This is a genomic window from Algibacter sp. (genome assembly GCF_049667265.1).
Lineage (GTDB): Bacteria > Bacteroidota > Bacteroidia > Flavobacteriales > Flavobacteriaceae > Algibacter_B.
Genome location: NZ_JBATHX010000142.1, coordinates 1 through 11,092, shown reverse-complemented (window position 1 = coordinate 11,092; position 11,092 = coordinate 1). Strand labels below are relative to the sequence as shown.

Genomic DNA, 11,092 nt, shown 5'->3' with positions numbered 1-11,092 from the left:
ATATAAAATTGAACAGCTTTCTGATGATGAGAGACAGCTTTTAGCTATTAAAGTTAAAGAGTTAAAAGCTAATATTCAATCCTCATCTAACTCGAATGAGCAAAAAAAAATTGTAGCCTATATTAAGGGAGATTCTACTTTAGATAAAGATGATTTAAAAACATTTCTAAAGGCTAAACTTCCTGATTATATGATTCCATCGTCAATAACAATTTTAGATAATATCCCATTGCTTCCTAATGGAAAAGTTGATAAAAAAGAATTATTAAAAACTAAAATTGAAGCATCATATTCAGAAGCTAGTCAAAGTGGTATTATAGATGCTAAAAACGCTATCGAGTTAAAATTAGTTCAAATTTGGGAAGACGTTTTAGGATTTTCACCAATTAGCACAAATGATAATTTTTTCGAAATTGGGGGCGACTCAATTTTAAGTATTCAAATTGTTGCAAAAGCAAGAAAAGAAGGCATTAACTTAAAAGCAAACCAGTTGTTCGAAAATCAAACCATTGGTGAGCTTGCTTTGTTTTCTAGCCCTTTGGAAGACACAAATAATATCAATAAAAATGGTAACGAACTTGAAGGAGAAACACCTTTAACGCCTGTACAACATTGGTTTTTTGAAACTCATAAAAACGCACCTCATTTCTGGAATCAAGTTATTGAATTACAAAATATTGAAGGGGTTTCTAGTAAAACATTCAAATCAATTTCTAAACAATTAATTTTTAACCATGAAGCGTTAAGACTAAGCTTCAAAAAAGATAAAAACGAATGGCTAGCTTATATTAAAAGTTCAAAAGCTATTGAAAGTTTTTATCAGTTTAAACTTGATAAAAAGTATGATATTATTTCTCAAGACAATAAAATAGAAAGCATTTTATTAGATATTCAAGAAAACACAAAATTATCAGAGGGGAAATTATTCAAAATAGTATGTTTTGATTGTGCTAAGGTACAGCAAAACAAAGTTTTTATAATTGCACATCACTTAGTGGTTGATTTAATTTCTTGGAATATCATAATGAATGAAATTGCTCAATCTATTAAAAATTTATCAAGTGATTTTATTGTTGAAAATGAAAACAATAAAACAGGAACGATAAAAGATTGGTCTAATTATTTAGAAAAATTTTCTAACAAAAAGCTTTTATCTGACGAGTTTGAATTTTGGAAATCTCAAATTAATATAAGCAAAGAACTTCCAGTAGATTTAACTTCAAACTCTCAAACTTACTTTGAAAATGCAATATTTACATATTCCAATGAGCTAGAAAGCAATTACACCAATAACCTTATTTTTAACGCTAACGAACCTTATAACACAAAAGTTGAAGATCTATTAATTGCAACATTAATTGCGACATTATGTGAATGGGGAGATTTAGACAACATACTAATAGGTATGGAAAGACAAGGCAGAAATGTTGACAATCTTGATGTAGATGTTTCAAATACAGTAGGATGGTTTACATCTTTTTTTCCTGTTTCATTCGCTTATAAAGATTCATTAGATACTGGAAATCATATTAAGGCGACTAAAGAAAAGCTAAGAGCTATTCCAAATAACGGACTAGGGTTTGGAGTTTTAAAGTATCTTTCAAATAAGGACACTTCAATTTTAAATCAATTGCAGCCCAAAGTTATTTTTAACTATTTTGGTAATACAAATTCAGAACACAATAATGAAAGAGTTAATTTTAAATTTTCAGATTCTCCAACACGAGATTCTCGTAGTGAACGGAACTATTTAATAGAAATTAATGCCCAAATTATAAATAATAATTTATTTGTAAATTGGAGTTTTACAAAAGACCTTTATAAAAAAGAAACAGCTAAAATGGTTGCCAATAAATTTATTCAGAATTTAAAAGCAACTATTGATTATTGTATAACTCAAAATGACATTTCGTACACACCATCAGATTTCCCTGAAGCAGACCTTAATCAAGATGATTTAGATAATCTTTTAAGTCAATTCTAATTTTGGATTTTTAAAAACCTATGGCAGATAAAGCAAAATCATCAGTCGAAGCTATTTTTCCTTTAAGCTACATGCAACAAGGGCTTTTGTTGCATCATCTTTCCAGTAAATTAGATCAAGGTTTTTTAAATACTGAATGTACCTTAACGGGTGATTTTAAATTATCATTTTTCAAAGAGTCTTGTGCTTTTATTACAAAACGACATGAAGTTTTGCGTTCTACAATTCATTGGAAAAACTTAGAAAAACCACTCCACGTTATTCATAAAACAAAAACTATTGAGGTTGAATGTTTAGATTGGTTTAATTTATCTGAAATCGAAAAAAACGCAAATTGGGAGCAACTTAAAAAAACGCAATTAGAGATTGGAGCTCAACTAGAATCTGGTGCTTTATTAAAAATTATAGTCGTACAATTTTCAAAAAATCAAAACAAAATTTTGTGGCCCATGCATCATATACTGCTTGATGGATGGTCTGGTGGTATTATTTTAAAAGACCTTTTTACAGTATATGATTACCTATATAAAGGTGAAACTCCCCAACTAGTTACATTACCAAACTATAAGGCTTATCTAAAATGGAAAAATGGTTTACCAGAAGAAAAGGTAAAAACATTTTGGGCAAATTATTTACATAATTTTAAATTGGCTAAACTTTTTAGTATTCAATCAGTTAGTAATCATGAAGTAGATGAAACGATTGATAATTCTTTTGATTTGCCTGAACAGGAAACAAATCAAATCAAATCATACTGTAAAAGAAATAAAATAACTATAAACACATTAATGCAATGTATTTGGTCTCTTGTAATTGCCAAATATTTTAATACACCTGATGTCATACATGGAAGTACTGTTTCAGGTAGATCTGGAGATTTTCCAAACATTGATTTGCTAGCAGGTATGTTTATGAACGTACAACCTGTTCGGGGTGAAATTGATGAAAACCTAAACTTTTCGAATTGGTTTCAAAAAATGCAAAAATTTCATTTTGAAGCTAGAAATTTTGAATATTTAAATTTAGACAAACTCTATTCTTATATTAATTGGTCAGAGAACTCTGCTCTTTTTGATAGTTTGCTGGTGTTTGAAAACTACCCTCCTGCAGAAGCTCAAGACAAGGTTTTAAAAGTATCAAATGTAAAAAGTGGATTTACCTCAACTTACCCAGTTACTTTGGCTATTCTTCCCGGAGTTGTTACTAATTTTGTACTCACAACTGATGCTAAACATGTTGATTCAGATACATCAAACTGGATAATTGAAGCATTAAAAAGTTCCATAGCATTAATTACATCTGAAGAAGTAATTAATTATAAAGAATTAAGTAAAGAAATACCGTCTCCTAAAGTATCAGCTACTAAAAATATTAAAGGTACAAATACACCTAAATTAACGGCTTATGAAGCTCCAAATAATAAAACAGAACTTATAATCACTCAAATTTGGGAAAACATTTTAGGCATTAATCAAATAGGTGTAAATGATAATTATTTTGAAATTGGGGGTAAATCCCTTTTAGCAATAAAAATATTTTCTTTAATCAATAACAAATTGAAAACTAAGCTTCCCGTAACTGCGCTATTAGAATATCCAACAATTTCTAAACTTTCAAATCATATTTTATCGGATGAAAACGGAAAAAGTTGGGAGTATTTAGTGCCTATTAGATCAACTGGGGAAAATAACCCACTATTTTGCATACATGGCGGGGGTGGCTATGTTATATTTTTTAATCCTTTAGTAAAAATTCTAAACAAAAATATCCCTGTTTATGCATTACAGGCTGCCGGATTAAATGGCAAAGAAAAAATCCATGATAGTATTACAAATATGGCTATCGATTATGCAAAAGAAATTAAAGAAGTACAACCTAAAGGACCTTATAATCTATTAACCTACTGTTTTAGTCCTGCGGTTGGCATTGAAATAGCTAATATTTTTAAAACTGAAGGAGAAGAAACAAATTTGATTGTTATTGACAGTATAATAAAACAAGAAGACTTTACCAGCCCTGAAAGAATAATAATGAGAATTAATGGGTTAATAAACCGTTTAATTAAAAATCCATTTAGTGCGTTAAAATTACTTATAGTAAATAATTACCTTAGATTCATTGAACCAACAATTATAAGATTTTTCGCATCAAAAAGTAAAAGAAACCTAGAAAAAATTACCCATAATTTGGTCAAAATTTATGTAAACTACGGTTGGAACAAAAAACATACTGACGATGTTCTACTCATTTTAACAGAAAAAGCTGATAAAAAACTTAACCCAATATATATTGAATCATGGAAAGGCATTACAAACGGTGATGTGAAAGTGGTTTATACTACTGGAAAACATCATCAACTTTTTGAGGCTCCTCATGTAGCGTCAGTTGCTAAGCACATTGAAAAAAGTATTTATAATATATAAAAATGCTAAATTTTTCAAAAAACAATGATTTCTCATTAACTTTAAACCAAACACAAATTTGGTTTATCAATTTCGATATTTCTGAACAAGAAATTGCTTCTTTAAATAATTTTTTATCTGAAGATGAAATTCTTAAAGCCTCAAAATTCAGATTTCAAAAAGATAAAAAATCTTCAATTATAACCCGAGGTGTATTACGATTGTTATCTAGCAAGTATCTAAATACAAAACCAGGTGAAATCAAATTTAAATATGGAGAATTTGGAAAACCAGAATTTGACCTAGATACAGAAATAAAATTCAACGTCTCCCATTCTGGAAATATGGCGGTTATAGGTTTTGTTTTGAATGATGACATTGGAATTGATATTGAAGAAATAAAGTCAAATTTTGATGTTTCAGAAATTGCTAAAAGCCACTTTTCATCTTTAGAAATAAAGGCTTTAAATAATCTTCCTAAAGCTGAACAGGTAAAAGGGTTTTATAGGTGCTGGACTCGAAAAGAATCATTTATCAAAGCTAAGGCAAAAGGACTTTCATTTCCGTTAGATTCATTTTCTGTAAGTATTAATTCAGATAAAAACGCAAAATTATTAGAAACCAATTGGGATAAAAACGAAAAAGATTTATGGAAGTTATATTCGTTTACACCACAAGAAAATTATTTAGGAGCTGTTTCGGTTAAGGGCAATATTGAATCAATAAAACACTTTAACTTTAACGATTTAAAATAAACATCCTCAGCTACTTACGTACCGCACTTTGTGTACATGGACAGTTACTAATACCTTGTAAAAAGTTTAATCCAATGGTTACAACATGCGTTCCAGAATTATAAGCTGAAAGTTCATTTGTAGTAACTTGATACGCATACCCAAAGTAGACGATTGATTTTTGAAAACCAACCATTGGCCCAACGTTTAAGGGTTTTAAAAATTGATCGTTTAAGAATCGGTATGAAATTCCTGCCCAAAAATAATCGTAATTTCTATTGTATTTTCTAAACTTAAAATTCAAATCAGTACTTGAACGTTTGTCACTACTAAACATCTGGTAATAAATAGATGGTTCAAATTCTAACCCACTTTTTTTAGGGCCTTTAAAAGTATACCCAGAATATATTTGATAGTTTAAAAGTAAATTAGGTTCTGATACCCGAATAGTTTCATCAAATTTTTTATTTAAAATATTGTTTGCATTAAAGCTAAAAAACGCGCCTTTATACCTCAGCAAAGCACCAACATCAAAATTATTATTACTAGTTCTTCTATCGTCTGTTATAAAAGGGTCAATAATTGGATTCTCGTACGTGGTGTTAAAATTATTAATATCAATTCTGAAATTATTTATGTTATAAGAAATACCAAAGGACAAATATAATTTTGAGTAATAATCTAAAACAAGGTGATGTGCAAACGAGATTTTGGCTCCTGTTTGAATGGTATTTCCATTTCTATCCTTATATAAAGATAATCCAGCGCCAGTACGATCAGCAATTCTAACATCGCCATAAATAGACTGGTTATCGGGAGCGTTTTTAATTCCAACCCATTGTGTTAATCCATTTGCTCTAATTTTCAAATTATCGCCAATACCTGCATACGTAGGTGATACAACAAAATCGTTGTCAGCCAAATATTGGGTAAATACAGGTAAATTCAACTCTTGTCCAAAGCTATTCGCTATAAACATGAGAAGCAGACCTATATATAAATTTCTTAATTGCATAATGCTTTCATTTAGGGTTTTGGATTATCTGTACAATGTAAAATGCCCCACAAATTCGCGGTTATCTCTCGGTTCATTAAGTTTTACAACATACCAATAATCACCAGTAGGTAATTCTACGCCTTTATACTTTCCATCCCATTTATCACCTATATTTAATTTGGCTATTTTTCGTCCATATCTGTCAAAAATATCGAAGGTTAAATTTCTATATTGATTAGTACAACCTGGGCCCCATTCATCTAAATTACCATCCCCATTTGGTGTAAAATAGTTTGATATACAAACATCAATATATTCAAAAAAGCGTGTTGCAGAGGCTTCGCAGCCATTGGCATCAATAACGGTTACGGTATAATCACCAGATTCAAAAATTAAGAAGGTATTTTCATTTCCATATGACTGACCGTTTAGTCTAAATTCATAAGGTTCTGCTCCACCAGAAGCCACAGCTACAATTTCGTTTAATTCGCCATCTTCTAAAACTAAAGCTAAATTTTGGAAAGATTCAATTTCAAATGGAATGCCGTTATCTGTCATTTGAATACAACCATTTGGATGACGCACTTCTACACTATGGAATCCTGGGGCTAAATTTTCATAAACTCCAGTTCCAGTTGTAAAAGGTGCTCCGTCTAATGAATATTCTAAAACTGACGTATCCGTGATACTTGAATCAACAGTTACGGTAACGCGGTTAGTTACGGTGTTAGTATTATTTGTCAAGTCGCTAATACATTCATAATCTATATCGGCCTCTGGATTAATTATTATAGGTTCCATTAAAGGAATTGAAAACGGACTATCTCCAACACAACTTCCACTATCCAAAACATAAACCATTTTTTCACCACCTTCTAATCCTGAAAATGTATAAGAGCTAGTTCCTGGTGGTAATGAAATGTATGTAACATCATCAAGGCTTACACTATATGGCGGCTCTCCTCCTAGTAAATTTATTGTAAACTCACCAGTTGAATCACCATCACAAGGAGCTTCACTAATAATAGTATAGGTAAATCCTAAAGGTAATGGCTCATCGATATCAAAATTATAGGTAACATAACACCCTAATTCATCCTGAACAACAATATCATAATTTCCTGGAGCAAGATTTGTAACCGTTCCAACTTCAAAAAACTGATCTAGTTGCGGTGAAATGGCATATTTTACAATGCCAGAACCACCAGTTGTTGTAATTTCTAACATCCCATCATTTTCACCATTACAAGTAACGTCAATAGGATTAAAAGTAACAACTAAAGGTTCGGCTGCATTTACAATGGAAGTTATTGCCGAAACTTCTAGACAATCGCCACTATCCACTTGAATTTGGTAATCTCCAACTGGAAGGTTTGTAAATACTCCCGGACTTGTTTCAGTAACTGGGGAAATAGGATTTCCAAATGAATCTTGTAATGTATAAACATAACTACCTAAACCTCCTTCCGCGGAAGCGATAATAACACCATTATCATCTCCAGCACAATTTATAACAGCATTTGTAGTATCTAAATTTACTGTTAATGGTGATAATGGATCGTTAGCTATTTCATTTGAAACCGTTGATGAACAACCATTGGCATCTCGCACATAATAAGAATAGGTTCCGTTAGAAACAGGGAAAGTTATGGACGAAGCAAACGAACCTAAAATGGTAGCAAAAGTAGCTGAATCGCTATATTCATAAGTTCCTGTACCTCCTGTGGCACTTAATGTTAAGGTACTTGGCGTTAAACACGATTGCGACGTTGCTTTAACTAAACTCGCTTCAACTTCTGTGGGTTGTGCAATAACAACGTCGGCAGTAGTGAATTCACAATTATAACCATCGGTAACTACCACATGGTAAGTGCCTTCTCCTAAATCACCAAAAATTGGCGATGTTTGAGGTCCTGAAGAACTCACAGTTGGTGCGGTCATATTAAGCGTATAGGTGTAGTTTGTGCCTTGACCACCTGTTACAGTACTCACCGTTATATTTGCATTAGTATCTCCAAAACATGATAATAAACTAGGAGTTGCTATAATAGTAGCATCTATAGGCGTTGGTAAATTTAGTAGTACGTTTTCTGAAACGATACATCCACCAGCATCTCTTACATTTACAGTATATGAACCAGCAGACAAATCAGTAAATGTTCCGTTTGAAGAATAAGCCACCGTTGCTGTTCCTGTTAATTCATATTCATACGTTCCCCAACCACCTGTTGCTGTGGCTGTGATAGTTCCTTTATCATCATCACAAGTTACATTTGATGTTTCTACAGCCATTAAACTGAGTGCTTCAGTTGGTGATGGAATAATCACATTATTCGTTGCAGAACAAAAAGGACTTGCTGTTTCTGTAATAACCACAGAATACGTTCCTGCTAAAAGTCCAGAAACCAATTCTGGATTAGTTGCGGTATTAGCATTAACAACTCCAAAAACGGATGTTGAAGTATTATCAAACACTTCATAAGTATATGCCCCTGAATAACCACTAACATTAAGTTCAAAAGCGCCGTCATTATCACCAAAACAAGTAACCGCTGTTGGCGATGTGCTAAACGTTGGTGGCACGGCTTCTGGAATTACAATAATAACGTTTTCAAAACATGTGGTTACTGTATCGGTAATTGTTACCGTGTAAGTTCCTGATGGGACACCTGAAAACACATTTCCTGTTAATGAAATGGATACTGGATTTGGACTTATTGCATATGAATACGTTCCTGTTCCGCCTGAACCTGTTATGGTTATTTCACCATCATCGTTATTACATGTTGATAAGGCCGTGATGGTTGGTATAATTTCTAAAGGTGCTTCAATATCGATTGATACTAAATTACCACAACCATTCGCATCTTGCACTTCAACAGTATGTGTTCCTGATGCCAGATTAGAAATAGTAAAAGGTGCTGTATTTGATTGAAAAGCACCACCATCAATACTATAACTGTAAGGTGCAATACCTGCAGTTGTTAAGGTAACATCAATAGCAAAATTGCCTTCGGTAGTAGTACATTGATTATTTAATGTGGCTGTAATTACTGGTTCTGCCTCTGAATCTAAAACAATGACTGGGGTCGATTGAATACAACCATAAGCATCTTGAACATGAACATAATAACTGTTTGCATCTGCATTGAATGTATTTGCAGAAGCCCAAGAAGGATCTGTTGCTAATGGCGGTGTTGCAGAGGTTGTTAATTGATATAAATACGGTGGTGTACCATCTGTAGCAATGGCACTTATTATTCCTGAATTTGGGTTACAATTGGCATCCTTAACTACAGAAGCTGAAACATCTAAAGCAACTGCTGATTCTCTAATTTCAAAAATAGTTGAAGCCGATTCACAACCATTAAATGAACCTGTTCCGTTTTCAGTAAAACGAACATAGTATTCCCCAGGCGATAAGGTTCCTGGAGCTGGCGTAGTTACTGTTTCTGGTGTTCCGAAAGTAACTGGAATAGTTGTTGGCCCGTCTACTAAAACGTTTGTATAGGCAGTAAATATTTCATAATCTACGGATGTTGTTGTGCTATCAAAATTATCAATTGTGAAGGTTACACTACCATTGTTTTCACCTTGACAAACGACATTATTTGGAACTACTGAAGATGTTAATGTTGACGCCGGCGCAATAGCAGAGTCGGCAGATTTCACATAATAGCAATCGGTTACCAAATCGTGAACCACAAAGGTGTAAACCACTCCTGGTGTTAAGTTGGTAAATGTTTTTTGATTAGGGAAACCAATATCAGAAGCAAAATAAGTGGATGTATATGGTGCTGAATTAAATTCTAAAATACCAAATTCATAGCTTCCACTTCCTACTGCCGAAATAGCCTCTACAACCGCTGTTCCTCCAGTTGTACAATTAGGAACAACTGTAGTCACATCAATTAATAAATCTGAAGGAGGCGATGCCATAGTTTCTTGTCTTGAAAAACTACAACCGTTAGCATCAATTATATTTACTGTATATGTTCCGAAATTGATAATATCAAACGTGTGATCTTCATTTGATGTTGCTGAATAAGGATTTCCTGGAATAACATCGCCAAAATTATTTGTAATATAATAGGTAAAGGGCACAGTTCCGCCAGTAACATTTTGTACTGTAATGGATCCTAAACTAGAGCCTCCAGGATTATTACATGTAATATCTACTTTGGCTAAAGTAAAATCAATTGGATCTGGGTCTAATATCGTAATAGTATCTGTATCCTCACAAGAATTTGCATCGGTTAACGTAATAGTGTAATCTCCAGCTGGTAATCCAGAGGTTTGTGTACCATAATTTGTAGCTGTTGTATCGTTATTTACATTAATAACAAAAGGAGCTGTTCCCACGGTATTATCAATTGTAATATCAATGGCGGCATTACTATCTCCAAAACATAAAATAGGTTGGGTTTGTACTACTGAAATAATATCTGGTAATGAAATGGCATTTATTGTTTGTACAGCTGATTCTGAAATACAACCATTGGCATCGGTAATTTGAAATTGATAAGTGCCATCGGAAGTAGCTGTATGTGAAAAAGAAGTTCCTGCAACTGCATTTGAACCACTATATGCGCCTCCATTGAATGAAACGGCATAAGTGAATGCTGCTGTTCCTCCTGAAATTGTTCCTGTTATTATACCTTCTGGTGATGAAGTACAATCTAAATCTTTATTAATAACTGTACTAACCGTGATTGGAGGTAAAGGAGCTATTGTATACGTTTCGCTATATGTACAACCATCAGCATCTCTAACTTGAAATGTATAAGTGTCGGGACTTAACCCTGCAAAAACATTTGATGTTTGGTATGCTGTAGCAGAACCTATAGGTGCAATTATTTGATATTCTAAAGGAAGCGTTCCTCCTGTAACTCCCGTTATAGTAACATCAGAAGTTAAAGCGGGACAACTTACAGCCGTGCTACTAAAATCCATGTCCGTTGGCGGATTAAGTGCA

Annotated in this window: 5 protein-coding genes; 3 read left to right on the top strand and 2 right to left on the bottom strand. The window is 32.8% G+C overall.

The features are described 5' to 3' along the window. The 3 genes from WBN21_RS05140 to WBN21_RS05130 all read left to right on the top strand — a co-directional run. On the top strand, positions 1-1,984 hold a 1,984-nt coding region (locus WBN21_RS05140), incomplete at its 5' end, for a condensation domain-containing protein (protein WP_424198212.1). 20 nt (positions 1,985-2,004) lie between these two features. Then, positions 2,005-4,407: a condensation domain-containing protein gene (locus WBN21_RS05135; RefSeq protein WP_424198211.1), complete on the top strand. Its 2,403-nt coding sequence runs from the start codon at positions 2,005-2,007 to the stop codon at positions 4,405-4,407. 2 nt (positions 4,408-4,409) lie between these two features. Beyond that, positions 4,410-5,141, top strand: coding sequence for a 4'-phosphopantetheinyl transferase family protein (locus WBN21_RS05130; protein ID WP_424198210.1), 732 nt, complete (start codon positions 4,410-4,412; stop codon positions 5,139-5,141). Positions 5,142-5,151: 10 nt separating this feature from the next. Here WBN21_RS05130 and WBN21_RS05125 read toward each other — a convergent pair whose 3' ends face one another. Further along, positions 5,152-6,135, bottom strand: a complete 984-nt coding sequence (locus tag WBN21_RS05125) for a PorP/SprF family type IX secretion system membrane protein (protein ID WP_424198209.1) — start codon at positions 6,133-6,135, stop codon at positions 5,152-5,154. Positions 6,136-6,159: 24 nt separating this feature from the next. Further along, entirely contained in the window at positions 6,160-11,070 is a 4,911-nt protein-coding gene (locus WBN21_RS05120) for a T9SS type B sorting domain-containing protein (protein ID WP_424198208.1), read from the bottom strand. Positions 11,071-11,092: the final 22 nt, after the last annotated feature.